Origin of the sequence: Cupriavidus sp. Met-2 (genome assembly GCF_049843575.1) — a bacterium.
In the GTDB taxonomy this organism is placed as follows: Bacteria; Pseudomonadota; Gammaproteobacteria; order Burkholderiales; family Burkholderiaceae; genus Cupriavidus; species Cupriavidus metallidurans.
On sequence record NZ_JBBHZL010000016.1, the window covers coordinates 119,184 to 141,994 of the forward strand.

Annotated in this window: 33 protein-coding genes; 12 read left to right on the forward strand and 21 right to left on the reverse strand. The window is 58.0% G+C overall.

Going from position 1 to position 22,811, the window contains the following annotated elements; all coding sequences use genetic code 11:
* Positions 1–72 precede the first annotated feature (72 nt).
* The 8 genes from WD006_RS26795 to WD006_RS26830 all read left to right on the forward strand — a co-directional run bounded on the left by WD006_RS26795 (position 73) and on the right by WD006_RS26830 (position 5,926).
* A complete protein-coding gene (locus tag WD006_RS26795; RefSeq protein WP_024569629.1) occupies positions 73–1,083 on the forward strand; it encodes a DUF7221 family queuine tRNA-ribosyltransferase-like protein in 1,011 nt (336 codons plus the stop codon).
* Between the two features lie 202 nt (positions 1,084–1,285).
* The gene (locus WD006_RS26800; protein ID WP_155714390.1) at positions 1,286–2,377 is read left to right on the forward strand and encodes a hypothetical protein; all 1,092 of its coding nucleotides are present in this window, start codon (positions 1,286–1,288) and stop codon (positions 2,375–2,377) included.
* Between the two features lie 255 nt (positions 2,378–2,632).
* Positions 2,633–2,878 (forward strand): hypothetical protein, encoded by a 246-nt coding sequence (locus WD006_RS26805; RefSeq protein WP_024569631.1) that lies wholly within the window; start codon positions 2,633–2,635, stop codon positions 2,876–2,878.
* Positions 2,879–3,243: 365 nt separating this feature from the next.
* Entirely contained in the window at positions 3,244–3,699 is a 456-nt protein-coding gene (locus WD006_RS26810; protein ID WP_152536339.1) for a hypothetical protein, read from the forward strand.
* On the forward strand, positions 3,644–4,138 hold the full coding sequence (locus WD006_RS26815; RefSeq protein WP_162267788.1) for a hypothetical protein: 495 nt from the start codon (positions 3,644–3,646) through the stop codon (positions 4,136–4,138). The genes WD006_RS26810 and WD006_RS26815 overlap by 56 nt, the downstream gene beginning before the upstream one ends.
* Before the next feature lie 193 nt (positions 4,139–4,331).
* Entirely contained in the window at positions 4,332–4,850 is a 519-nt protein-coding gene (locus tag WD006_RS26820; RefSeq protein ID WP_024569635.1) for a peptidoglycan-binding domain-containing protein, read from the forward strand.
* Positions 4,851–4,886: 36 nt separating this feature from the next.
* Entirely contained in the window at positions 4,887–5,117 is a 231-nt protein-coding gene (locus WD006_RS26825; RefSeq protein WP_024569636.1) for a hypothetical protein, read from the forward strand.
* A gap of 80 nt (positions 5,118–5,197) precedes the next feature.
* Complete coding sequence (locus WD006_RS26830; RefSeq protein WP_024569637.1) at positions 5,198–5,926, forward strand: DUF5677 domain-containing protein; 729 nt, start codon at positions 5,198–5,200, stop codon at positions 5,924–5,926.
* A 4-nt stretch (positions 5,927–5,930) separates the two neighbouring features.
* Here the strand turns inward: WD006_RS26830 and WD006_RS26835 are convergent, their stop codons facing one another.
* From WD006_RS26835 to WD006_RS26935, 21 genes are all read right to left on the reverse strand, one after another.
* Positions 5,931–6,212 carry a hypothetical protein gene (locus WD006_RS26835; protein WP_152536340.1) on the reverse strand — a complete coding sequence of 94 codons (282 nt, stop codon included), beginning with the start codon at positions 6,210–6,212 and terminating at the stop codon, positions 5,931–5,933.
* A gap of 163 nt (positions 6,213–6,375) precedes the next feature.
* A complete protein-coding gene (locus tag WD006_RS26840) occupies positions 6,376–6,813 on the reverse strand; it encodes a hypothetical protein (protein ID WP_024569638.1) in 438 nt (145 codons plus the stop codon).
* Between the two features lie 121 nt (positions 6,814–6,934).
* Positions 6,935–7,141, reverse strand: a complete 207-nt coding sequence (locus WD006_RS26845; protein WP_024569639.1) for a hypothetical protein — start codon at positions 7,139–7,141, stop codon at positions 6,935–6,937.
* Between the two features lie 246 nt (positions 7,142–7,387).
* The gene (locus WD006_RS26850; RefSeq protein ID WP_035835006.1) at positions 7,388–7,753 is read right to left on the reverse strand and encodes a hypothetical protein; all 366 of its coding nucleotides are present in this window, start codon (positions 7,751–7,753) and stop codon (positions 7,388–7,390) included.
* A gap of 20 nt (positions 7,754–7,773) precedes the next feature.
* Positions 7,774–8,085: a hypothetical protein gene (locus tag WD006_RS26855; RefSeq protein WP_024569640.1), complete on the reverse strand. Its 312-nt coding sequence runs from the start codon at positions 8,083–8,085 to the stop codon at positions 7,774–7,776.
* A 134-nt stretch (positions 8,086–8,219) separates the two neighbouring features.
* The gene (locus WD006_RS26860; RefSeq protein WP_024569641.1) at positions 8,220–8,537 is read right to left on the reverse strand and encodes a hypothetical protein; all 318 of its coding nucleotides are present in this window, start codon (positions 8,535–8,537) and stop codon (positions 8,220–8,222) included.
* Between the two features lie 12 nt (positions 8,538–8,549).
* Positions 8,550–8,789, reverse strand: coding sequence for a hypothetical protein (locus WD006_RS26865; protein ID WP_024569642.1), 240 nt, complete (start codon positions 8,787–8,789; stop codon positions 8,550–8,552).
* A 257-nt stretch (positions 8,790–9,046) separates the two neighbouring features.
* Positions 9,047–9,208: a hypothetical protein gene (locus WD006_RS26870; protein WP_155714389.1), complete on the reverse strand. Its 162-nt coding sequence runs from the start codon at positions 9,206–9,208 to the stop codon at positions 9,047–9,049.
* 9 nt (positions 9,209–9,217) lie between these two features.
* Positions 9,218–9,538: a type II toxin-antitoxin system PemK/MazF family toxin gene (locus WD006_RS26875; protein WP_024569644.1), complete on the reverse strand. Its 321-nt coding sequence runs from the start codon at positions 9,536–9,538 to the stop codon at positions 9,218–9,220.
* Positions 9,532–9,780, reverse strand: a complete 249-nt coding sequence (locus WD006_RS26880; RefSeq protein WP_024569645.1) for an AbrB/MazE/SpoVT family DNA-binding domain-containing protein — start codon at positions 9,778–9,780, stop codon at positions 9,532–9,534. The genes WD006_RS26875 and WD006_RS26880 overlap by 7 nt, the downstream gene beginning before the upstream one ends.
* A gap of 495 nt (positions 9,781–10,275) precedes the next feature.
* Positions 10,276–10,803 carry a hypothetical protein gene (locus tag WD006_RS26885; protein WP_024569646.1) on the reverse strand — a complete coding sequence of 176 codons (528 nt, stop codon included), beginning with the start codon at positions 10,801–10,803 and terminating at the stop codon, positions 10,276–10,278.
* Complete coding sequence (locus tag WD006_RS26890) at positions 10,800–11,837, reverse strand: GIY-YIG nuclease family protein (RefSeq protein ID WP_024569647.1); 1,038 nt, start codon at positions 11,835–11,837, stop codon at positions 10,800–10,802. The genes WD006_RS26885 and WD006_RS26890 overlap by 4 nt, the downstream gene beginning before the upstream one ends.
* Positions 11,838–11,846: 9 nt before the next feature.
* Positions 11,847–12,338: a 1-acyl-sn-glycerol-3-phosphate acyltransferase gene (locus tag WD006_RS26895; protein WP_158664445.1), complete on the reverse strand. Its 492-nt coding sequence runs from the start codon at positions 12,336–12,338 to the stop codon at positions 11,847–11,849.
* A 546-nt stretch (positions 12,339–12,884) separates the two neighbouring features.
* Positions 12,885–13,022: a hypothetical protein gene (locus WD006_RS26900; protein ID WP_155714388.1), complete on the reverse strand. Its 138-nt coding sequence runs from the start codon at positions 13,020–13,022 to the stop codon at positions 12,885–12,887.
* 170 nt (positions 13,023–13,192) lie between these two features.
* Positions 13,193–13,675 (reverse strand): hypothetical protein, encoded by a 483-nt coding sequence (locus WD006_RS26905; RefSeq protein ID WP_024569651.1) that lies wholly within the window; start codon positions 13,673–13,675, stop codon positions 13,193–13,195.
* 2 nt (positions 13,676–13,677) lie between these two features.
* Positions 13,678–14,505 carry a hypothetical protein gene (locus tag WD006_RS26910; RefSeq protein WP_024569652.1) on the reverse strand — a complete coding sequence of 276 codons (828 nt, stop codon included), beginning with the start codon at positions 14,503–14,505 and terminating at the stop codon, positions 13,678–13,680.
* Between the two features lie 9 nt (positions 14,506–14,514).
* Positions 14,515–15,000 (reverse strand): hypothetical protein, encoded by a 486-nt coding sequence (locus tag WD006_RS26915; protein ID WP_035835010.1) that lies wholly within the window; start codon positions 14,998–15,000, stop codon positions 14,515–14,517.
* A gap of 284 nt (positions 15,001–15,284) precedes the next feature.
* Positions 15,285–15,545, reverse strand: a complete 261-nt coding sequence (locus WD006_RS26920) for a hypothetical protein (RefSeq protein ID WP_024569655.1) — start codon at positions 15,543–15,545, stop codon at positions 15,285–15,287.
* A 224-nt stretch (positions 15,546–15,769) separates the two neighbouring features.
* Complete coding sequence (locus WD006_RS26925) at positions 15,770–16,060, reverse strand: hypothetical protein (protein WP_024569656.1); 291 nt, start codon at positions 16,058–16,060, stop codon at positions 15,770–15,772.
* A 973-nt stretch (positions 16,061–17,033) separates the two neighbouring features.
* Complete coding sequence (locus WD006_RS26930) at positions 17,034–18,197, reverse strand: hypothetical protein (RefSeq protein ID WP_024569659.1); 1,164 nt, start codon at positions 18,195–18,197, stop codon at positions 17,034–17,036.
* Positions 18,190–18,477: a hypothetical protein gene (locus tag WD006_RS26935; RefSeq protein ID WP_024569660.1), complete on the reverse strand. Its 288-nt coding sequence runs from the start codon at positions 18,475–18,477 to the stop codon at positions 18,190–18,192. The genes WD006_RS26930 and WD006_RS26935 overlap by 8 nt, the downstream gene beginning before the upstream one ends.
* A gap of 756 nt (positions 18,478–19,233) precedes the next feature.
* On the opposite strand from WD006_RS26935, the gene WD006_RS26940 reads away from it, so the two are divergent.
* From WD006_RS26940 to WD006_RS26955, 4 genes are all read left to right on the forward strand, one after another.
* Entirely contained in the window at positions 19,234–20,619 is a 1,386-nt protein-coding gene (locus tag WD006_RS26940; protein WP_080672762.1) for a hypothetical protein, read from the forward strand.
* Positions 20,620–21,001: 382 nt separating this feature from the next.
* Entirely contained in the window at positions 21,002–21,517 is a 516-nt protein-coding gene (locus tag WD006_RS26945) for a helix-turn-helix transcriptional regulator (protein WP_024569662.1), read from the forward strand.
* Positions 21,504–22,400: a nucleotidyl transferase AbiEii/AbiGii toxin family protein gene (locus WD006_RS26950; RefSeq protein ID WP_024569663.1), complete on the forward strand. Its 897-nt coding sequence runs from the start codon at positions 21,504–21,506 to the stop codon at positions 22,398–22,400. Before WD006_RS26945 ends, WD006_RS26950 begins: the two co-directional genes overlap by 14 nt.
* A 70-nt stretch (positions 22,401–22,470) precedes the next feature.
* Entirely contained in the window at positions 22,471–22,800 is a 330-nt protein-coding gene (locus tag WD006_RS26955) for a plasmid mobilization protein (protein WP_235185380.1), read from the forward strand.
* The last annotated feature ends 11 nt before the right edge of the window (positions 22,801–22,811 follow it).

A 22,811-nucleotide genomic window follows, 5' to 3' on the forward strand; every position in this document is an offset into this window, starting at 1 on the left:
CATCCTCTTGCCAATACGCACATGTGCGTATATTATGGAGACTCATTAATTCATTGACGCACCCCAGACAGCATGAGCAAACACCAGCAGCCGTTGACTGAATCTTTTGCCGAGCTGTTTGGCGAGAAGGGTATGCCGATCAACCAACGGAACGCTGAACTGGGCGAAGAGTTGGTGATGCGCATAGGCGTACCGCACAAGGGCGGACGCCTGGCCTTCCACGCATTCAACAAGGGCTACCCGGTCATGGTCAGCGCCAATGCCTTCTGGCACGCCGAGACGCGTTCCTTTCGGTTTCCGGAAGCGACCGACCTGACAGAGACAGACTTTGCGCTGGATAGCGCAGGCTTCACTGCCATGAAGCTGTGGCAGTCGCGCGGCAAACAGTCGGGTATGGCAGGGATCTTTCCCTGGTCCTACGCACAGTATCTGGAACTCGCTGCTGTCAGTGGCGCAAGCTGGTACAGCGCGCCTGATATGTGCTGCGAGCCTGAGGTCGCGGCAAATCAGGAAGAGATCGACTTTCGCATCGATGCCACCGCCACGCTCCTCGAAGGGTGCTTGCGGGTTCTCTACGAGTGGCAGAACGAACTCGCCAAAGAATGCTCGCCATCGACTGTGGCCAACATGGTCCGTCCTCCGGTGCCTATCCTGCAGGGCTGGTCGGCAAGCGATTATGAACGGAGCTTGGAACTGACCATGCGTGTCTGGGAGCGCTGGCAGCCATGGTTGGACCAACCGGCACTGATTGGAATTGGTTCGGTGTGCCGGCGTACGCTCAAGCACCCGTCGCACGGTCTCTACGCGATCCTGTCGCGGCTCGAAAGCGTGTTCCCCACCAGCTCGCACGCGCATCTCTTCGGCGTGAAGGGCGCAGCGCTGGAAGAGGTCAAGATGATGCCGTGGATCGCGTCTGCCGACTCGATGGCCTACGACTTCGGCGCGCGTATCAACGCACGCAAGGCCGGCATCTCCAACTCGTTTGATCATCGGACGAAGGAGATGACCGATTGGATGTCGGCTGCAGCGCGTCGCTTGCAGCCGGCTGCGGGCGATCAGTACCGCTTGCCCCTGTTTGCTTGAACCAGAAAGAAAGCGGCGTTGGAAAGGGTTGCAGCCCTAACCAACGCCTGACACCCCAAACCTATCAGAGAGATTTGGAATGCTGACTAAATCATACCCTTCTCCCGTTCACGGCACGTCGGAACAGAATACGCATCTGCCAGCTCGCGCCTACACAGCGCTTGCCATCCTGGTGGGCTTGGTCGGCCTTGCTGCTTCGGCTGTGACAGCCGATTTCTTCATCATCGGCCTCCTCAAGCTTGAAGCCGACGCGCTGGCTCGCGATGCTCTCGTCGCTGCAGGTGTCCTGATGATCGTTGCCGAAGTGTTGGCATTCAGCGTGGCCGCGCTACTGCCGCGCGCACGCCTGGCATCGCTGCGTCGTCGCCTGACCGTGTTTGGCATGGCGCTGCTGGCCTTCGAGGGCGTGACCATCTACGCAACGCAGGTTGCGCTGGCGCAGGCCGCGTCCGCCGACTCCCAGGCCTCGGTAACTCGTGTCGAGTACCTACGCGCGGCCATTGAAGGTCAGCGAGCATCGGCAGCGGCTTTGCGTTCGAATGCCGAGCGGCAGAGTGCAAGCCAATACTCCTGGGTGCGTTCCGACGGCGCAAAGAGCCTTCGTGAAGCCGTAACCATCGAAGCGAATATCTCGCGCCAAGCGGCGGAACTGGCGAACCTGCAAGCGGCCCAGCGCCCAACGCTGTCTGGCATCCTTGGTCAAGATGGCCTGGTAGCCTACTCAGTGGCACGCGCCTTGCTAATCTCTAGCGTGGGGATCATGATGTGTGCCGCCGCTGGCGCACTGCTGCAGGCTCGACGTAGCGTCGTCGCTGCGCACGCAATGCAAGGCACTGCCACTGCTCCCCAGCCCCAGCGCCCTGTAGAAGCCAAGGTTCCAACTCTGCTTTCGAGCGGCGGGCGCTACGCCCGTGCCGTTCTTGCACCTATCGCGGTTTCCTTGGTTGCCCCGGCACTCGCGGCGCCAGTTCCAGTGATCAGTATGCCGGCCGCACCGGCGCCGAAGCTTCCCCACGCGAAGCCGCAGCAGCAGCCGGCCCAGGCAACGGCAAGCGATAGCACGCCGAAGCCAAAGGTGAAGCGAAGCGCCATGCAGGATAGCGGAGTAGGCGAGGAGGACGGCGCACGTTTTCTGCGGGTGCGTGCCGCGATCTTGGCGGGCGAGATCAAGCCGAGCCAGCGCGACATTTGGAACGCAGTGCGAGCCTCTCAACGCGTAGCAGCTCGATACCTCGCAGCCATGGAAGAAGCAGGAGAACTGAAACGCGAGGGTAGGCGCCACGTTTTGGCGTAAGCGGATGGCAGTGCGCCAACTGCTTTTACCCCAAATCCATTCACCTACTGGTGCCCAATTGGCCTGAAACCCCTCTTTCGTACATCTTTTGCTGCAAAAGCTTGCCCCGCATACTACGGGTCCAGGCATTGATACCGATAACTGTCGTGAGGGCGAATGGACGCCCCACGACGCCACACATACAAGGTCGCTACCAAGGTGCGGGCATGGGGCCCGCTGCCAACAGTCACGGCCGGAATAATCTCGAAAAGTGCAATGACCATCTACGCCAAGAAGCTCACGTCAGAGCAGAGTGCCTGGCTTGAACAGTACGAGAAGGAAACCGGGTTCGAGCCCATGTACCAGGAGGACATCGACTCGGGTGACAAAACGTTTCTCGAAGCCGCCAAGGCAAACGTCAGGTGGTTCGAAGAGTGGAGTTCGGACGCCCATCTTCGTATCGCCGCGAATATTCCAGGCGCACTCGATGCGCTGATGGCCGGAGTCGCACAAGCACGCTGAGCCACCACAAAAGCCGGCCTGCGCCGGCATAGAGGAAAAACACCATGACCCAGGATACCAAGAAGCCTAGCGTACTCGGTTCGACTGTTTCGGACGCTTTGATGACGTCGGACAGCACCAGGCAGCAATTAGAAGAGATTTCACAGACGCAGCCACAGATGGTGTTTGCGCCGACGCGCAGCGGTATGAGCGCGATCATATGTGCCGACCTCATACTCAAACATCCACCAGCGACTAGGGCGGGGAGGCGGGCACGCGCGAAGCTTCGAAAGGCGCTCGCGGCTTCGTAAGAGCAGACTGAGTGGGCCCGTACTTGGACCTCTCTGAAGTCATTGACCTAAGACAAATTCGTAAGCGTAAAGACCATGAAAATTTTTCAAAGCATTAGTTTGGCTGTGGCGCATGATCCGATGACAGAAAAATGGGCTGGCATCGCCTCTGGCTTAGCAGAAGCAATCATCGAGCGCGCGCTGTCAATGCCGATGGACGAGTTGAAGGCCTTCATCGTCGATACTGAAGCCGGAAAGCGGATAGCGCACGCAGGTGATAAAGAAATCGCAAGCGCCGCTTGCATCGTGCGGAGTGCGCTCCTGCAGGGTACAGGACCGAGTCAGGACGCCAGTATGTCCGTAGATGAGCGTCTTCAAGAAACGGTCAAGGCGATCCTTTGCGACTCATGCGGTGATGCTGGGGAGGAGCCCGAGCAGATTCCTGTTTCGAAGCAGAGTGACAGCCCACCAGCGACAACCGACAAGCGTGGCACCCGTGGAACCTTCCTTCAGTTTTCCACCGCACGGCGCCACCTTCCTCAAAGCAAATAAGAAAAGCACCCCGCGCCACTCCCCCAAGCGTCCCGAATTTTGGCCGGTTGCCAAAGCACATCAAGCCACCTTGAACAAAACAGGAACCCACATGCCACAAACCGCTACTCTTAATTCTCTCGCCAATCGGACACCGTTCGACCAGTTAATTGGTGGTCTCTACTCGACCATCTGGATCACGAAGACGATCGACGGCTATGCCATTTCCGGTCGGAGCAAGGCCGATGACGCCGTCGTATCGCTGGCGGGCGACGGAGCGCCGGCCCTCCTGAACGATCTCGATTCGGTGCTGGCTGGTGAGCCCTGCGTCGATGTGCAAGTCGGTCGTGCGGCCTACGGCATCACCAAGATGGCTATCGTCGGGGGTACTGAATATGCAATGACAGAACACGCGCGAATCCCGCCGACGGGGCGCGGCGAACCGACCGTTGTCATCTGATCATGACTGGGTGTAACTGGCGCCCTTGGGGTGCCAGGTTGCATCTTTTGCTGCAAAAGACTAGGCGGCATCCTACGGATCCGCATAGTTGGTACCGATATGTTCGGATGGGCGAATGGGCGCCCACATCAAGTCCCAGCCATCGCAATAACGCATGGTGTTCAAAATTCTCAACCCAGCAGGAGAAATCACGATGATCAAGTTCTTTGCCAAGAGCGTACTTTTGGCTGTAGCGGTATCAGGTATGTCGGCGTGCGCGCCGATCATTTCGGGGGCCATGAATGCAACCGTCACCGAAGATTCACTGAAGGCGAAGACCGCAGATTATCTCGGTGTTCCGGCGCAAAGCTTAACGATCTCTTCGGTCGACAAGGGTGCTCTGTCAACGGCGTACAAGGCGCAATATGGCAACTTGCGCTATGGCTGCACCATCTACTACGGCCAGGTTGACTGCAAGCAGCTCCCGTCTCTTGCCGCTGCGGACCAGCCCAGCGTAGTTGCGGCACCGCAGCCCGACCAAAAGCCCGCCGCCATGAGCTTCGTTCAAGCGCAAGCCAGGCTGAATCAGCTTGGGTTCCCGGTCGGCACTCCCGACGGTGTATTTGGGAAGAAGTCGGTTCAACAGTTGAAGTCGTTCCAGACCTCCCGTGGCCTGAAAGACACCGGCAAGCTGGATAGCTCAACTATTGAAGCATTGCGGTCCGCAAACTGACGCTTTGGCGCCGAAGATTCATAACGGAAGAGCAAGATGGAAGAGCAGTTGTTGAATGCCGCGATTCAGTCCTTGGTTCAACACACGAGGGTGGGTAACATCTTGGCGTGGAAGGAACAGGTCTACATTGCGTGGCGAGAGCGCGAGGGAGATGTTGACCTCAACCAGGCTGGATTTGCGCTGGCGTGGCTGAACGCAGCGAAAGCCGGCAAGCTGTCGGCAGTGATGGATCCCTACACGGGCTTGCGTGTCACTTTGATCGATTAACATGGGAAGGGTGGCTCTAAGAACGTCACCCTGAAGCCGCCAAGTGCGGGCTTTTTTTTGCCCAAAATTGGAGAGGAGCAATGGCGCATGAATCGCACGCAGACTGGGTGGTTTTGGCCCGTGACACGCTGGACGCGCTGAACACAGCAGCCGCAGAGGCCATGCACCATCCCGTGCATTCGAACTGGGACGCGGATGCCGTTGCGGTCCGACTGCTCCTCCGCGCATGCGGAAACTTGGATGGGGTGATCCTCCTCGTGCTTGCCGGTCTGGTGGCAGAGAGCAGGACGGTGGCCAGGAGTCTGATCGAGAACTCGTTTTGCGTTGCAGCCCTTCGAGAAAACGCGCAGTCCTTCATTGAGATGCTCAGGGCCGACTCCGAGCGGAGTCGTCGAAACCAGGCCGACTTTATCCTCAAGGCGTTTTCGGATGATCCTTCTGACAAGACACGACTGCAGGAGAGACTTGAGGCCATTGATAAGAAGAACAGCCTTATCAACATCAAGAAGCTGGCCTCAGAGGGACCGCTTGCCCGACAGTACCTTGGATATCAGCGGCTGTCCGATGAATCTGCTCATGTCACTGCCAGAGCTTTGCAGCGACACGTTGAGCTGATAAAGGACGGGTGGAGGTACCGAACCGCACGAGGGACCCCGGAGGAGAGCGCGTCGACACTGCATTACGCTGTGCTCGCGGCGCTGGGCGTCGGGATCGGCGTCACTGAGATCATTCACGCCGTCGAGAGCAACGCAGCTTTTGGCCCCCTGTGCGACAGGTTCGCCGCGATGCCAGCCGTCGCCACTATCTAAGTCGTTAGCCTAGCTTTGTGCGGATGGAAGGGATATATATAAAAGGCTTCAAGCCCTTCGCACGGACTTCTTTCTTGATGCTGGTCGTAGCGCCCATGCCATGTAAATGGAGTTCCGTGGCGCCAGACCCAACGGCTTGAGCAAGCGCACCGCGACATGCTGCGATCTTGGTCGGAAAGACACCTTCCCGAAAGCGACTCGGCTCAGCCATGGCAGCAGCTTCATCCTCTTTTGGCACAAACCAATAGCCGGGAGCATCATCGAATACGGTGAATTCAGCTTTCATATCGATCTAGCCTATTGGACGTTTTCGATCAAACGAGACTTGCTCGGGCTCGGAGATAGTCGACCCACAGCAGGCAAACATGGTGGAGCCGGTTGAACCCTGACGCGTCCTGAGGGCGGGCGTCAGGGAGTAGAGTCAGTCGCTGCATTGCTTTTCCGTGTTGTCAGGCGACCTGTGCAATGGCGGTCACATGGCTTCGGCGGCGACCTTCCATCTTGCGCACGTAAAACGCCAGGGCTTCAGAGCCATCGTCGGTCCCCCACTCTGCGAGCTTAGCCATCCTCGTGGATCTCCACTCTTCAGAGTTGTCCAACCACATGGAAGCGCCCGTAGCGCGCCTGTCGATCTCCGGGACTCTGTCGCGGGCATACGCGGCGACAAAAGCATCGAGCCATGCCTTCGGAACCTGGAGCATCTTGAGCTGCCACTGTGCCCGCAAACTGGCCATATAGGCGTCGTCGTCATCCGCCACGGACACGATCACTCGGACAGCTTCTACCAAAATATCCGTCGCACCAGGTGCACCAGCGTCCACGGCCTTGAGAGCGTCGCGAAGATGCGTTACCAGTTCGCGTTCAGTTGTGAGATTCATCTTCGACATCAGGGCTTTTCCTACCAGCGGAATGCTAACTCGACAACAATCGCGACGACGCCCAGTGCTGCCATCAACAACCCCAGCTTCATCATAGTGCTCGTACCACCCACGTTTTTCTCCTTTTCCTTTACAGATCCGGGTGCCCTTCATAGCAACCCGTGAGGCCGAAGAGCGCCGTGAATTCGTACTGGCAGTCCTCGCACACATACTCCTGATGGACCGTCATGCTGCCAATCGCGCATGCGCCCATCGTCAGGTTGGTCGACTGACACGCCGGACAGAGCGTTTGACTTTCAGAAAGCGCGCGCGAGTGCCACTGTTCAGAGTCGAGCATGTTAGTCTCCTACCTCTCAGGACAAACATATTTGTCAAAGCCCAAACATATTTGCAAAGGGTCAAACATTTTTTGCAACGGGACAAACATTATTGCAAACACAAGCCCCATACCGCCTGCGATTTCTACCCAAACACCAAATCGGGCAGATTTGAACAGGGAACCAGTTCACTGGGCGAATAGAAACGAACATTCCCGTATTCGTCTACTCCGCGCAGCTTCGCGTTCCACGAAAGCACTAAACACTCACGTCGGAGGATAAGGCTTACGGAACACCACTACGTTTGAGCCTGCCATCACGTTAGCGAGACTTGCTGCATCGTCGCCGTAAATCCCCCTGAGGGCGACTCGAATTGCTTCCTCCGAAACGTCGGGCTGCTCATTCGCCAAGTGGGGGCGACGACCGACCACGCGCGCAGCGCCAAACTCGTTGACTTCGACAATGTCACCAGGCCGCGCCCCAACGGAGGCAAGCGTCTTCAATATGGCATCGCTGAAGGGCGATCTCCCGTTACGTGATGCCGTTTCCGGCACGCCATAGACGAGCTTAATTCCGCCGCGCGGCTCCGACCCGCCGACAAGCCGTCTTGCCCATTTCAATATCGAACGCATACTGCCCTTTTCCCCCTGAATTACCCGCGACTATCGAGGTATCTAGCGACGGCGTCCAGAACCTCTGCCTCGGTGCCGCTGAAATCCCAGACGGTCGGCCAGCCGCCGTACTTGTGCGCAAGATCGTGGTGCGCATACCAGCGGTCCCCGCCGAGGGGGCTCAGGCCGATCAACTCACCCTCGCTCAGATCGTGCTCCTCCACCGACAGCCAGAAGTGATCGCTGCCCTCCGGGTCATCGGCCTCGTGCGCCTCCACCTTTGGGAAACGCGCGCTGTAAGCCACCAGAAACTTCCGTCCGATCCGATGCAGCGCGTGCTGATCGAGTTCCATACTCGAATCCTTTTCCTATTCCTGTAGGTCGTTTGCTCCGCACCTACCGATTCTGCTTCCCAGGCAAGCGCTCAACATCCGCCAGATCACTGTTCGACGGTCATCGTGATCCGATCTCCGAGTGCGCTGGCGTCCTACTGCACCTGATGCATCGAGAACCGCCCATCGTCAGTTGCTACCGCTGCGTTGCGACCAACATCCGTCTTGATGTAGACGCGCCCGTGCTCGCGGCGTCGAATGGCCTGCCACACTTGCTTGAATACTTCCTCGCCCTCATCACCACGAGGGCCGAAAAGAACCAACTGGCTGACGGCTTCATAGAGGAGAGCTTGTTTCTCGGCCTCGCTCGCTGCGCGGAGATAGTCGACCCACAGCAGGCAAACATGGTGGAGTCGGTTGAACCCTGACGCGTCCTGAGGGCGGGAGTCAGGGAGGGGAGTCAGTCGCTGCATTGCTTTTCCGATTCAGTTGGGCCGACTCATTCCGTCCCGCGTCGCGCCGATGGTGTAGGTATGCTTGGGTGCTTCAGACCGCGTGCCATGCAACAGCACTGCGAAGCTGAAGACGATGCAAACTCCGCAAAGGACAAAGGCCAAGGCACTGTGGCTGTCGCTGCCGACCAAAATCCCGAGAAGAAAGGTGTAGCCCACCAAGACCGTCACGAAGACATTGAAGTGCAACTGAGAGATCGTTAGCTTGTTCATTTTGGTACTTTTCAATTCCTTACGCCCGCGGCGAAATCTGCATGTAGCTTTTCGCTTTCTCTAGGTTTGCGAACCGCTCATGTGCGCCGCTCTGACGGTGACGCACAACGTAGTAATCACCCCTGCTACGACGGAATTTACGGATGGCAAACACATCGCCGTGACTGTTTTGGACCATAAGCTCCGCTCCCTGAACGTCACCGATGTTGAGCAATTCAACCAGCTTGTGTGTCATTACCACCCCCGTTGTCCTTTTCCTATGCAGGCACCACAAACGATGCAATGGCCGCTGCGATGCTGAGGCCGATCATGGTCAACGCGACCGATCGATTGAGCGGCGCAATGACACGCATGCAAAAGGCCGACACCATGAGCAACCCAAAGAGTGCCATTGCGATATGGCCTACGGTTCCAGTCATCCTTTTTCCCTACTCTGCAAAGACTTCCTGCAATGTTTGCAGGGTGCTCAACAACGTCTTATCGGCAACGGCGCCGGCCTTCTTGATCAAGCGCACCTTGTCTACTGCACGAAGCTGATCTAGCAAAATCAGTCCATTCTTGCGCATGAAGGTGATAGGCACACGAAACGGTGCCGCCCGGCCCTTTGTCGTCATCGGCGCAACGATCACCGTGCGCAAATGGTCGTGCATTTCCGGAGGCGAGATGACCACGCACGGTCGCGTCTTCTGAATCTCACTGCCCTTTGTCGGGTCCAGAGCGACCAGCCAAATCTCTCCGCGCGCTACCACACCAGCTCCGCGTCATCGGCATTGGAAAACTCGCCCATTACCAGCGCGTCGTCGCCAGCCGCTGCGACAGCTTCGCTGGCTTCTGCCCAGCCCTCGCGCGCCTTCTTCTTAGGCTTGCGAATGACCAGCGTGTCGTCCTCAACTGCCATGTCCACTTCATCCTCCAAACCAAGCTGGGCAAGGATCGGTTTGGGGATTAGCACCCCCTGCGAGTTGCCCATTCTGCGAATCGTTACTCTCATAGCATCACCGTAAGCACAATGTTATACCATCGTGATCAATGGATGGCAACACAATGTTATTACATGGACGATCCACGCGCTACCCGTAACGCACCGACTGCGTTCGTTACGCGGATGTGCGTCGCAGTACGGTTGGAAGCTGGCCCAGGCGCCGCTATCGGCTCGGCTTCCTAGGAAAACGCCGTGCGGCGCCATCATCGAGATTTCAGTGACGGAGTTGCCCATACCGAGCAGCTAGAACTGGATCTCGATGCGCGGCCAAAGCTTGTCCCCGGACTTTGCAAACAAGCGGCTTCTTTCGGCCCCCAAGATCCTGATCCGAATGACCCTCACGCCGGATCGCCTGACCAGCCATGTCGCAATAGCTTGCGACCTAGCACGCACTGCCAGAGGCAGGCCGTCTGGCGATCCTCGCAGAAGCCCCCTGTCCGTCATCAGCAGCCGTCCTCCGAAGGGGACCAGACTGTCGTTTGACCGAGCTGGGATCTCCCGCTTTCAGTCATGGCGGCGAGTCTGGTCAGCTCTGCTTCGTACGTCGGCAGCAACGGCGACGGACAAAGCGATGAACTCCCTCTCAGGCATTTCTGCCCATTCTTGCGTGAAGGGAACGTACAGTTGGATGATCCAGCCGTCTTGGAGTTGACGAGCGGCATAGGGATGCAGGATCTCACCAATGGCGGTCACCCGGTCAAGGCGAAGCAGGCCCTTGCGCGGATATGCCGGACAATTGTGCTCTGCGTCCAGCATGCGGCTCACCACATTTTTCGGGTACCCCGGATGACCGGAATTGTCGGCAGCATCCAGTGCCGCATGAATGGCATCCTCTTCGGTGAGGTGGCAGTCGACAATCTCGGTTTCATCAAGGACCACCTCATCCACTAGGTAGGGCGGCCCCTGGTACCAGACAGGATCATTCTCGACGAGGCGAATGGCCACGACGGTACGTGTTCCCACATCCGTGCACCGGTACCAGAACGGGCCACAGACGAACTCCAGTCCAATATGAAAGTCGGAAAGATTCATTGGAATGTCACTCTTTCTGCGAACGGAATCTGCGTGAAATCGGGCTCCAACTCGGCAAACCACGTCCTATAGCGCCGCCAGCTTTCCGCTTGCGCCTGGTGGCCGCCCCAGTCACCTCGTGCGATGAACTCATCCAATTCCGCCAGTTTGCGGCTTACATAGTCTGCCCATAATTGGGAATGTATTTCTATATCAATGTCTGAGGATAAATGATCCCGATCTTCGTTAAAAATCTCCCAGAATCGCTGCCTTAGCAGGTTGTGGGGAGACTGTTCATAGTCTTCTGACGCGCTACATAATGTGACAATGTAGTCGTCGCTTTCGTACGATATGCTACTTCCAAGGTAGCCGGATACTCCGTCAACCGTTTCGATCCTGGCACACATAAGTGTTCGAACGGCTTCAGCAACAGCCACTGAATTGTCGGCAGCGCAAACGAAGAGCATCTGTCGTCCACGTAGACTAATAGTGCAGGTCGATTTCAATCGGTATAACTCGAATCTCATTGGACCTTCCAGATAGTCCATGCATACCTGTATCTGCTTCCGCCGCTCTTGCTCGCGAGAAAATTCTTTTTGCCGTCTTCTATCATCCCGTGCTTTATCGCGCTCAAGTTTCGCTCTCTTACGCGCCTGCTCGCGCTCTATAGTGCTTGAGCGAACTTCAAGTAGGGCCGCAATATTGGCAACGACCTTTGCCTGAAGGAATTCCAGATTCCGATTCACGAAGTCGACCACGTGGTCGTAACACTCGACGTGGAAGAATTCTGTTGCGCCAATGTCGCTCCCATCCTCGGTCGCAACTTCCCGGCTGTCGCAGCGCCAGCCAGCGAACAAGCGATGCAACGCGCCCTCAGCCTCCAGCGATCTAGCTTCGGATGCGAACTGCAGGCCGAAACTTCCCACCGGGTTGAAACGCTGCTTTCCGAGCTGATGCGCTCGCGCTTCAATGTCAACAGCCTTGCCAATTTTGAATCGTTGACCGTTGTGGTGCATCAGCACGTACACGTAGGAGGAATTTGCGTTGGTTGACATATCACCGGCCTAGAATTGGATCTCGATACGCGGCCAAAGCTTGTCCCCGGATTTCGCGAAGAAGCGGCTTCTTTCGGCTCCCAGAATCCTGATCCGAACAACTCGTACGCCGGATCGTCTAACCAGCCACGTCACGCCAGGTTGCTCTGCACATGGGCGACCGGTCTCGCTGATTTGTCCTTCCGGAAACAGCATCACCGACTCACCACGGTCCAGCGCTTTTGAAAGTGAACGGATTCCGAAAGGGGAGCTTCCATCGACAGGAACGACGGTGCCGAAGCCGAGCCAGGACAGCACTGCCATGCCGCGACTGGCAACCTTGGAGCGTCGAGAAAAATCGGTGTCGACCCCGAAAGTCAAAGGTACTGGGCTCGCCAGGGCAACGATCACGCCATCGAGCAAACTGACATGATTCGAGCAAACGATGACCCTTTCGTCCCGCAGGACCTCAACGGTCGCGGCGGAGTAGGTCGTGCGGACACGCAGCAGGCGCAGGGCCACGCTGCGAAGGAAAAGGCGGAGTGTAGGGCGCAACATGACTGAAAGTGAGTGGATCCTACCAGTGAATCAAATGATGCGGACGGGGGCGATTTTTGCTGCAAAAGCACCCCATCCGTTAGATCAATCGTCCAGGCTCCTGGAAACAGCCTCCCCGGTAATCGCGCCGGCTACAGAGCCCCCAACCGCATACCCGGTCAACGCGCTGCCGGTGGCCTCAGCGACCACGAAGGACGTGGCGAAGTCTTCGGTCGACGTATCTTGCTCGGGTTGCCGGTACGGCTGTTGACTCGATGGCGCAGGAGTACTCTGTTGTACCCGGGATGGGTACGCCGAACCCGAGGCCTGGCCAGGTGCGCGGTTAAGGATCTCTCCGCGTCGCAACGAAGCGCCGGCAGACAATTCCTGTTCGCGCAGGCGATTCAGATACTGCTTGGCGTCATCATTATCACCAACCGATGACGCAGGCTCCGTTCGGCGCCAGCCACGGCAAAGTCGCTTTAAGAAATTGAGCATCGTATCTCTCCTGCTATCTTGAGTGGCAGCGGTTTAGTGCCCAAGTCCAGCGGCCACATCCTCATAGAAAAACGCCCGATACAGCGCGCGCAGATAGAAGTAGATCGCCATCCAGGAGCCGAGAATTGAGAGCAGCCACAGAGTGCCGATCACCACGTCTCTCAGCGCCATGATGGCTACGCCGGGTTGTCCACGCAATCTGGCTATGCCGTACACGACCACGTGGTGCACCAGAACCAAGGCGACTAGCGCCATTATGTATGACCCGAAACTGCTGAATCCAATTGTTTCCCACGTCGGGACTCCACCAATCATCTTGTTCTCCCAGGAAAGGTGACTTGCTAAATAGAAAATCCGAAGTCTTTCGCAAGCAAGTCGAAAAACTTGCGCGCTTCGTGCGGTGCCAGGGACACCACTGCGGCGTCCTGAGACCCGTTATAGGTGACGCGGTAGACCCGCTCCCCCTCAAACAACTCTTCGCCTTGGCGCATCTGCGCAGACGTAATGCCGAAGTTCTTGCGGCGATGCTCGCGCATCGTGTGCATCTGTTCGTCGTCCTCATCGGGGAGCGGTGCGCTGCGCGCAGGGCCTAATGCACCCACCGCATTCAACTCCTCACGGATAGCGGAGATGATGCGCGTCGCACGCGCCGCACTGACCTGCTTCCGATTAACCCAAGTCTCTAGGAAGATTAGGTCGCTGCTCGGGTAGGTGGTGACGCGGTACGTCGCCCCTTGCTTGTGCATGGTGGACGGGAAGTCAGCGCGCCACTTTGTGCCCGCGCTGCTGCTCTCCAACTTTGTCAGCTTGATCCGGCCAGTCATGTCTAGGCGTTGCCTTCAGCTTGCTTGTCAACGAGGGCTTGGACTGCTGCGATCAGCTCTTCGGGCTTCCCGCCGTGGCTTTCGAATTCACCCAACAGGTCGGCAAAGTCATCCCGCTGATACTGCCTTTCTTGCTCGTCCGCCCGCTGCTGCTCCAGCGCGTCCAAATCAATCGCATTCATGCCGTGCGCGCGCACTAGCCACGCCTCGGCTTGGTTTCGCTCATCACTGCCGTTGCTTCCATAGCCGTCAGCGCGGGGGCGCGCGACGAAGTTTTGGATACCTGCAAGGTCACCCGCGAAGCTACGCAACACTTCTTCTGGTGACATCTGGACACGGTCGCACTCACGTACAAACTCAGGAGGAACACGAAGCGTGACTTCAATCGTCTCATCCTCCACGAACTGTCCGCCTTCGCCTGGAATGAGTCCAACCGGTGCACGAAAGCCATTCGGCTTTGCATCACAGAACCAGCCGATGACATTGGGCCTTTTGCCAGGTTCTTTACCAAGGCCTGCGTTGCTGGCATCCAGCTCAGGCACCCGCCGTAGACTCTGGTCTACATATGGTCGGAAGTGGAAAGCGCCGACAGGCAACTCGCCGCTGATTCGAGATGCGGACACGAGGCAGCCAATCTTGCCGACGTCGCGCCGGCTCCATTCCTCGCTGAATGGACTACCACCAGCCAGCTCGCCTCGATTGCCGGCATGCTCGACGGTCATGCGTACAAGCCCATGTTCCCCTGGATGAACTGCGATCAAACGGACGTTGTGCACGGTCGTTTGGTTTGTACCTGATTGCGTGGCCCACGCGAAGACATCGAAGCTCACAAGGTTCTCCTAGTGTTTTGCAGTCTGGGATTCTTTATTCAGCCCAGCCCGATAGATTAACCACACGATCACGGCGTAGGCCAAGACTGCGGGCCCCAGCCAATAGTTCTCGGCCATCAGGCCGCGTCGAACGGTCCCGTTGGCGATTGGAAAGCCAACGGCCCACAGCCCCCAAGTCACAATCAGGTTGAAGGCTGTTCCACCCATAATTGCGAACAGATAGCGATTTGCACGAGTCGAGATTGTGGTGCCAGGTTCCGTTGTGGCCAGAAGCAGGAACGTGATTCCGGCGCCGGCAATCAAACAGGCAAGCGCGTGAATTCCGCCGACGATGGTGCCGCCATTCCAGTATGGTGCAATCACGAACAGCCCGGCCGCTTCTGCCATGAATACTCCGAACAGGATGTACCAGAGTTTTCGGGCAATATGTCTTGTTGTGAACATGGAAATCATCAGCATCGTGCCTTTCAGGCGCTCGTCCGATTTTTCTGCCATAGCCGCACGATGAGTGCTGCAGCCCCGATTACACCGACGGAAATGCCTGCGCCACCCAGCGCGACCAAGGGCGAGATTCCGTGCTGATATGGGCCGTTGGCGATACCGGCTACCGTGCACACAGCGGACAGCGCAAATCCACCAGAACAGAGCGCCGGCTCAAGCCACCCATTACGCCGGTGAAGGATGGAATTGAAAATGATCGCCAGCAAACCGACCACGAGCGCGAGGACTGATATGCCGAAACTGACAGGGTTCAAGAATAGGAGCATTGCAGTGACGGATTACGCGGGTTGTTTCGTGACGCTCGACAGGTGTTTCGCGTAACCGATGCACTCATCCAGCGATTGCGACGAGAACGCCGATTCGTTACGCGTGTTGGACTCAGCCACGGCCACCTTGTAACCGCTCGGCATGGCCGCGACGAACACGTAGGGCGGGCAGACGGTCTCCAGTGGGCGCAGCAATAAGCAACCAAGCTCCTCGGCGCGAACCGCGTCCGGGGAGCCGAAGCTGTTGTGAGCGTAGAAATAAACATCGGCCATCTTTTACCCCTTTTCCTACATGTGGTTGAACCACTCTTGCGCCGTCAGCTCAGCGGACTCGGCAGCATCAAATTCCCGCCGAAACCAGTCCTCGTTGTCATACGGTATGTGCCTCGCATCTAGCAGCGGCACACCGAGGCTTTCCAACTCTCGCGCCACTTCCTTAGCCCAAGAATCAAAGTCGTGTGCTTGGCCATCGCGATCTACTCCAATGTCTTACGAACTCAGCCTTTCTTGTATCCACTGGACCACGGCGCACTCAGCGAGCCGTCATCGTTGATGCTGTAGGTCGCCGGGAAACCATTCGGGAACTGGAAGCTCACCTTCTTATCGGCAATGGTGTAGGTGGTTTCAACCTCCTTGCCCAGCAGCGTTTTGGTCTTCACTTTGCCGTCGCTGGAAAAGACCAGAAAGCTCTTGCCATCATTGGCGCGGTAGTCGCCATTGAGCGACGCGGTGTTGCCGCCGCATGCTGCCAGAGTGAGCGCGAGAACCAGGATGCTGACGAATTTCATGGTGACTTCTCCCTGAGGTGCCGACTGCCCAGCGCAATCCGCATGACTCCATATTATACGCACATGTGCGTATTAGCAACCCCTATTTTCGACTTCTGCCGAGAGCATCTGCACTGCCCACTCCGGTGCATTCCTGGCACTGCTGAGCGAGGGTGGAGATTCCCAAGCTTGCACCGTACGCAGAGTGCAAGGCCGCATGGTCTTGTCTGCTAGGAACCTCGCAACCTCGGTCTGAGTCATGCCCAGGCGAGTACGCAGGTCCTTGATCCTTTCATGGCTTGGCGAAGCGGTCTCTCCTTTGCGCTGAGCAGCTTGTACCGGTTGCGCTTCTATTTCGGTTTGCCTCGCTATGTACTTCTGTAAGCCAGGAAGGGATATCTCCACCCCGGCTTGTTCGAGGTAGTCGATGATCTGACGGTACGTGTGACCGCCATTTCTGAGCTTCTTGATCGCTTTCCAGTGAGGCGCGAGCTTCGATGGGGCTTTACCGCTCTTAGGCGTCTGTTGAGTCATAGTGGTCGTTGCACGGAATGCCCAAGAACAGAACCGTGCACTTCACGAGAGGTATTGTGGGAGAGGAAATAAGGGCTTTGGCACGGGACACGCTAAACCTTACCCGTACATCTCCTGGTGCTTGGAGATCCAATCCGAGGGGAGCAAGGCGATTTGCTGCTCCGCCCAGCGCTTGACGTGCTCTTCGGCCCAGCGCGGCCGACGTGGAGCATGCTTGTAGGGCCCGAGTCTGACGCTTAGGCGGTTCGCCACGTATGAGGCCACGTAAAGCACGCCTTGAACCCGAACAAGGGCCGTCCAGGCGCTCCCGTCAGCCTCTTGGATTTGCTTTTCTACCTGCATGAGATCCCCAGCTCGTTTTCAGATCCATTCAGCACGCTACTGCGCGCTGGCGTCCTTGGATTATATGCGCACACGTGCGTATTGTGTGCGGAAATTCTGAACGGGGAGATGACGTCGCTTAGGACTGATGCGAGAAGAGGGTCTGATCCATCTTTGTGAACGACGCGGCCGTTCGCGTCGGCGTGACGGGAACCGTTTGACGCCACACGACACGGAACCGCTTTTGATCGGGAGTCTCAACCTTGATCACTCCCGCCTCGTCGCCACCCTCATCGAAGTACTCCAGAGACGCGCCATAGAGACGCTGTTCGAGGCTCAGCATGAGGCCAGGTATGGCAGGGTGCTCCAGTTCACCCGGTTCATAGACATGGGCAGGCACGTTGTCCCGACGCTTCAAGGGCGGTACGCCTTCCTGCAAAGGGCTGGTGCGCTTGCTGGCCACGCCTTGGGTTGGTGCGCTTGCTACGCCCGCCTGGCTGACTGCGACCGGAGCGCGCTCGGCGGCAGCCGGAGTTGTTTGCGCACGGACCGGTGGCTGGGCCTCACGACGGACTGTCTTGGGGGGCTCAGGAGGCGCCACAGGCCGCGCCTGAGGGGCCGGCTCGGCATCGAGCGTGAAGAAGCCTGCAGGGGCATTCTGCGATTGCTGGGACGGTCCTGAAAGCCCTAGAAGGCCGAATTCTCCCGCTGGAGCATTGCCGTCGCCTTCCGACTCCCCTTCGGTGTTCTGGGGCGGCGGTGGCGCGGATGCTGCGGGGATGGACTTTGGGCGTTGAGTCGGCGCAGGGGCTGGAACGGCGCGGCGACCAGGTTCGGCCTCAATGCTCCCGGAGTGGGTGGCAGGAGGAGACAAGGCATCCATCCTCGCCAAGGCAGTTTTCTGTTGCTGCTGCATGAACGACTGCACCCGACCGGAAATTGCGGACAGGTCCACGCCAACCGTTTCGCTACGCACGGCCGCCATGACTGCAATTTGCTCGTTCATACGGGCCTGGCAGATGTCCATGCGCGCAGCCAGCATCTCGCTGTAGTAGGTCCGAACCGTAGACGGCTGCAAATGCAGTCCGCACTCGTTCAGCAGCTTTGTGAGCTGCGCCCACGAGAAGCCCTTGTTACGCAAGACGTAGAGGTTCGGCATCAGCTTCTCAAAAACCTGCCGCTGAGTCTGATCCTCAGGGACGAGCAGCAAGGCTGCGGTTCTGAGTGTCTCGTCGGCCGACGCATAGTCAACCGCAGACACCCGGCGAAGTGCCCCCCGTTGTCGGATTGTCGCGTTACTCATCTGCGCTTTCCTTCGACATGTCGGCGTAATACGAACGCACTGTGTGCGGCTTGAGCGTGATTTGGCACTTGGCCAATAACTTGGCTATCTGTTCCCAGGAACAGCCTCGCTCTCGCAGCACCCGCAGAGACGGCATTAGGCGCTTGAGCGCCTGACGCTGGGTGATTTGGTCAGGCTCAATGACCTGGCACATCGCGGCCAATTCACTTTCAGCCAACCCGACATCTGCTGAAGAAATCTTGACTAGCTGCCCTGACTTTCTTGCGCCGACGGCATTCATACCACGCTCGATTGTTAAGTATGTTGAGCGTGAATGTACATGAACTCATGTTCATTCTCAACAGGACTCATTCCATTCCCTAGACCTATCGCCTGCGGCCGATACGCAAGGCGCGGTGAACCCAGCGTAGACCCGCCTAGCCTTAGCCATCGGTCTGCCAAGCTTCGGCCAACAGTCCGACAACGATTCCCGGCACGGCACCTAGAACGAGAGAGGGCAGGATGCCAGATAGATATCTCACGATATCTATCTGCTCCTGGTCCGCTAGGTCGCTTCGCGCCCGTCGCAGACACTCAGGGCTTCGCCCCGAGACCCCGTATTGACTGTTGCTGGATTGGATGGCTGGACTGCCTGCTGGTGTAGTTGGATGTAGACCCGCGTGACCGGCCGATTTGGCTATGGGCACGCCGTGGCCCCTGGCCGGCACATAGGGGCCCTACGAGGGCCCTTGGCCGGCGTGTGCAGGTAGGAGAGAAACACGGTTCCAGGGCGTCTTGTGGAGCTGCGTAGTGGCCGGAGAGGCTACTGCGGCGCCGGCGTAGGTCAGTCACACGATCTGAAGCGCCGATTAAGTTGGACGTGCGGCGCAAAGCGCCACAAGCCCTTGTGCCCCAATATGTGCGCGCCCCTTCCCGAGGGCTCGCCGCGTGCGTCATACTGTTTTTTGCACCGAGTGCGTACGCTACCGTCGAAAACAGCGGCCACCGGCGAGGATGACCGGGCGGGCCGGGAGTCCCATTCTTGGGGCATCGTTCTATGGAATCAAATTCGGCCGGCTATCGGCGCGCGCACCACCTCCACATTGCCACGGCTCAATTCGTGTTTCGCCATGCGACTCGGGGCATTGTCTTTGTCAGCGATCCAATATCGCTTGACGCCGCCGCCGTTCTAGGACTCGAACCGCTTCTTCTTTACGCCGTTTCTGCAGAGGGCGCACCGATACGATGGGTATCGTTTTCTGATCGCCACAACCCGAAGCCGCTATCTCGCGTTCTAGAGGAGGCGTGGCGCGAAGCGGCGGGCTTGCGTGGCTGCCCGGACGCAGTAATTTTGAGCCATAGCCTTAGCGAGTCGTATCCAGCGTTATGTAACAAGCTCGCGAAAGCCCACGTAGCGGTAGCCGTCTCTGATTCCGGCGACCGTCGTTGCTCCGCCATGCTCCGTGAAGCGCAACGGGTAGCGCACGCGACCGCATGGTGGACAAATGGTGCCAGCAAGGCGGTTCGGACTTTGGCGGACCTGAACTCGGTGGCGATGCAACGGCACAATGATGAGTATCGCCTTCCCCTGAAGACCGCTAGCGCTTCCGGTGAGCGACATGCCCGAGCTTTAGCTTGGGAAGCATATTCATCTCGGCCTTTAGCGTTCAATCTCCTCGACTCGATGGACTGGAATCCAGGAGATTGGTTGTCAGCGTGGTCTAAAGCTCCGCTGCCGCCAGCACCTCGATACTTCCACGCTGCTGATAAGGTCACGTGGCTGTTGACGGGCGAGCCGGACTCAGAGGATGCACCGGAGCAAGCCGAGACGGAGGTGGACGGCTACCTCGCGATCGATGATGCCGGGGAGAAGATGGGGCTGGTGTTGAAAGTCTGGCCGAATAAGGCCGCTTCAGTTGCCCAAGAAGCCGGCATTACTCTTCGCGAACTACAGTGGTTTGTCAACGGGAAGGTCGAATTGCCTAGGGAGCAACGGTGGGCGTTGGAAAATCTACTCGGAGTGGAGTGGAACGAGACGTATGGGGGCTTTGACATCAATGGTCCGTTTGTCCTCATCGGAGAGGGACCAAAACCAATCTTGGCCGCTTACGATGAGTTCACTCGCGGCGGCGATCTCGACTTTTCGGTTGAACCGATTCCGGACTCCGGGAGGGCCGACCCGTCGTGGCGATATGTGCTGGCTCAACCGTGTGGCGAACTATCTAGCGTGATGATGTTTCCTAGAGGAAGTGCCGCCGCCGAGAGTCTCGACGCAGGAAATTTCATCAACTTCGGCGGACCATCGGTAATCCCTGAGGCTATCTATCGCGATATGGTCGCAACGTGCGGACGAGCCTGCCGCTCGCCAGCCTCGAATCGTGTTGAGATGCTCGAATTCAATCGGCGATATAACTGGCACGACATCATCGGCGCACCCTTTTAGTAGGCCTCCAAGCGCCAACCACCGAGCGGTCGCAGCCGTCTATGGCCGCGCCAAGAGCAGCGTTTGCGCCGACTTCCAGCACAGGCCTTGATCTCCTTGTCCTCTTCCCATCACTCGGCTATGGCCAGTCGCAATAACTCTGGCGCTCTACGTCTACCGTGACCGCCAGGCCTTGGCGCTCGACGTCATCACAGGCAATGAGGAGGCTGCCAGTTTTTGCCGAGGCGCTGGATGGCGCCGGGGGCCTCGTGGGCGGCTACCTGTAGGGAAAGGCGTCAACATGCAGATCAACGGACGTTTTCCCAGGGCGAATGCGCCGCACTCGCCAGTTTGTATGTCGAAAATATTTGACACATCCATTCGGAGAGTCCATTCTTAACTCATGTACGCTGCACACGAACTCAGCCACGCCGTGCGCACAAGGCGCCGGGAGATGGGCTTATCTCAAAAGGACCTCGCGAACCTTGCAGGGCTTTCGCGGGCGACGGTCGTGCAAATTGAGCGGGGTACGATCAAGGATCTGGGCTTCAATCGCACCGCAGCTTTGCTTAACGCGTTGGGTCTTGGTCTGACGATCTCGCAACCTCATCCGAAACTGCACTTAGAAAAGACGGATGCAACGCCGCTCGATGTGGCGGCGCGGACGGCGAGTGTTAGTTACGCTCTCTCGCTCTCGCCGACGGTTCTTGGCGACGCGTTGCGCACAGGCGAAGTTCCTTATGAGTTCGAGCCTCATGTTTGTGCGCTCCTAGAGGAGGGGCCTGTGTCGATGCTTGCGAAGACGGTCGAGCAGGTTCATGCCCAATGGGAAGTGCCGCGTGAGCAAGTCTGGACCAATATGCGCATCCTGGCAGGCAAATTCAAAGCGACAAGGAATCTCTGGAATGTCAAAGGCTGACCTCACGCGCCCGGGAGCGTGGACCTCGCTTTTCCCCAAGGCGCTGACCTTGATGGAACACCTGGAGCGTGAGACCGACAATCCGCCGTGGACATTCGGCGGGGGTACGGTCTTGATGTTGCGCATCAACCACCGGCAAAGTAAAGACATCGACTTGTTCGTTCCGGATCCGCAGTATCTCGGCTACGTGAATCCGCGTCTCAGCGACGCGGCCGAAGCGATAACCACCGAGTACGAGGAGAACGCCGAGTACCTGAAGTTGAATTTGCCCACCGGGGAAATCGACATCGTCGTTGGCACCGCTCTGACGGATCAGCCCTTCGAAGTTGCCGAGTACGGAGGCCGTACGGTTCGGGTCGAAACGAATGCGGAGATCATTGCCAAGAAGATGTGGCACCGGGGAGACCGTGCCAAGGCGCGAGACCTGTTTGACCTCTGTGCAGTGGCAAAGGCCGATCCAGAAGCCATTGCGGTGGCAGCACCATTCATGGAGCGTCACGGCGAAAAGTTCCTCGAACTGCTGGCCTTGCGGGAAGACTTCCTGCGGCGTGACTTTGCCGCCATCGATGCGCTTGATTTCCACGACTCTTTCGACCAGTGCGCGGAGTTGGGCCGCAGAATCATCGGCCATGCACTCGGGCGCCAGCAGCAGTCACAAGCTGATGGCACGGTCGCCGACGGCCTGTACGTCGGACCGATTCTGGAATTAGACGGCGGTGTCGCGTTTCAACGCATCAACCGCCAAGGGGACGTCGTGAGGCATAGCGCGGCATCCTTGACCACGCCGGTCGCTGTGGGTGATTTGGTCGAAATTAGCTACACGGCTGGGATCGGGCGTGTGACGGATCAGGGCCCCAAGCGGGACTTGGGCCAAGGCCGGTAAGCCCTCAGGGTGTTTTTTCGATCCCTGCGGTGTATTGTTGCACCCGTTGATGCATGAGAGAATGCACATTATGGCGCGATCCCAATTCAAGAAGAAGCCTGACGCCCAGAAGCGCACCGTCCCAACACTGGTCCGATGGACCGAAGACGAGGCGCAGAAGGTGCGGCACAGCGCGAGCATCCGGCAAATGGACGTGGCGGAGTTCATCCGCCGCGCCGCACTCGGCCGCAAAGCCGATGTCGACTTCGAGACGGAGATCGTCTTGGCACTCAGCGACATTACCCGCGCCGTACGTGCCTTGCATGCGGCCATGGTGGAGCGTGGCATCACGCCACCTGAGGCAGAGCTTTTGCCGCTGATCCTTGAGGCTCGCGCGGCCATGCTGCGCATCTCCAAATAAGGGAGGGGAGG

Coding starts and splice junctions, on each gene's coding strand:
- WD006_RS26915 (WP_035835010.1), bottom strand. CDS start 15,000: ATGGCAGAAAAATCGGACGAGCGCCTGAAAGGCACGATGCTGATGATT.
- WD006_RS26905 (WP_024569651.1), bottom strand. CDS start 13,675: ATGACTGGCCGGATCAAGCTGACAAAGTTGGAGAGCAGCAGCGCGGGC.
- WD006_RS26830 (WP_024569637.1), top strand. CDS start 5,198: ATGGCGCATGAATCGCACGCAGACTGGGTGGTTTTGGCCCGTGACACG.
- WD006_RS26805 (WP_024569631.1), top strand. CDS start 2,633: ATGACCATCTACGCCAAGAAGCTCACGTCAGAGCAGAGTGCCTGGCTT.
- WD006_RS26900 (WP_155714388.1), bottom strand. CDS start 13,022: ATGGCGCTGAGAGACGTGGTGATCGGCACTCTGTGGCTGCTCTCAATT.
- WD006_RS26940 (WP_080672762.1), top strand. CDS start 19,234: ATGGAATCAAATTCGGCCGGCTATCGGCGCGCGCACCACCTCCACATT.
- WD006_RS26920 (WP_024569655.1), bottom strand. CDS start 15,545: ATGGCCGATGTTTATTTCTACGCTCACAACAGCTTCGGCTCCCCGGAC.
- WD006_RS26890 (WP_024569647.1), bottom strand. CDS start 11,837: ATGTCAACCAACGCAAATTCCTCCTACGTGTACGTGCTGATGCACCAC.
- WD006_RS26935 (WP_024569660.1), bottom strand. CDS start 18,477: ATGAATGCCGTCGGCGCAAGAAAGTCAGGGCAGCTAGTCAAGATTTCT.
- WD006_RS26880 (WP_024569645.1), bottom strand. CDS start 9,780: ATGAGAGTAACGATTCGCAGAATGGGCAACTCGCAGGGGGTGCTAATC.
- WD006_RS26950 (WP_024569663.1), top strand. CDS start 21,504: ATGTCAAAGGCTGACCTCACGCGCCCGGGAGCGTGGACCTCGCTTTTC.
- WD006_RS26930 (WP_024569659.1), bottom strand. CDS start 18,197: ATGAGTAACGCGACAATCCGACAACGGGGGGCACTTCGCCGGGTGTCT.
- WD006_RS26810 (WP_152536339.1), top strand. CDS start 3,244: ATGAAAATTTTTCAAAGCATTAGTTTGGCTGTGGCGCATGATCCGATG.
- WD006_RS26850 (WP_035835006.1), bottom strand. CDS start 7,753: ATGCGTTCGATATTGAAATGGGCAAGACGGCTTGTCGGCGGGTCGGAG.
- WD006_RS26795 (WP_024569629.1), top strand. CDS start 73: ATGAGCAAACACCAGCAGCCGTTGACTGAATCTTTTGCCGAGCTGTTT.
- WD006_RS26865 (WP_024569642.1), bottom strand. CDS start 8,789: ATGAACAAGCTAACGATCTCTCAGTTGCACTTCAATGTCTTCGTGACG.
- WD006_RS26885 (WP_024569646.1), bottom strand. CDS start 10,803: ATGAATCTTTCCGACTTTCATATTGGACTGGAGTTCGTCTGTGGCCCG.
- WD006_RS26820 (WP_024569635.1), top strand. CDS start 4,332: ATGATCAAGTTCTTTGCCAAGAGCGTACTTTTGGCTGTAGCGGTATCA.
- WD006_RS26955 (WP_235185380.1), top strand. CDS start 22,471: ATGGCGCGATCCCAATTCAAGAAGAAGCCTGACGCCCAGAAGCGCACC.
- WD006_RS26835 (WP_152536340.1), bottom strand. CDS start 6,212: ATGAAAGCTGAATTCACCGTATTCGATGATGCTCCCGGCTATTGGTTT.
- WD006_RS26855 (WP_024569640.1), bottom strand. CDS start 8,085: ATGGAACTCGATCAGCACGCGCTGCATCGGATCGGACGGAAGTTTCTG.
- WD006_RS26845 (WP_024569639.1), bottom strand. CDS start 7,141: ATGCTCGACTCTGAACAGTGGCACTCGCGCGCGCTTTCTGAAAGTCAA.
- WD006_RS26860 (WP_024569641.1), bottom strand. CDS start 8,537: ATGCAGCGACTGACTCCCCTCCCTGACTCCCGCCCTCAGGACGCGTCA.
- WD006_RS26925 (WP_024569656.1), bottom strand. CDS start 16,060: ATGAAATTCGTCAGCATCCTGGTTCTCGCGCTCACTCTGGCAGCATGC.
- WD006_RS26825 (WP_024569636.1), top strand. CDS start 4,887: ATGGAAGAGCAGTTGTTGAATGCCGCGATTCAGTCCTTGGTTCAACAC.
- WD006_RS26870 (WP_155714389.1), bottom strand. CDS start 9,208: ATGACTGGAACCGTAGGCCATATCGCAATGGCACTCTTTGGGTTGCTC.
- WD006_RS26840 (WP_024569638.1), bottom strand. CDS start 6,813: ATGTCGAAGATGAATCTCACAACTGAACGCGAACTGGTAACGCATCTT.
- WD006_RS26945 (WP_024569662.1), top strand. CDS start 21,002: ATGTACGCTGCACACGAACTCAGCCACGCCGTGCGCACAAGGCGCCGG.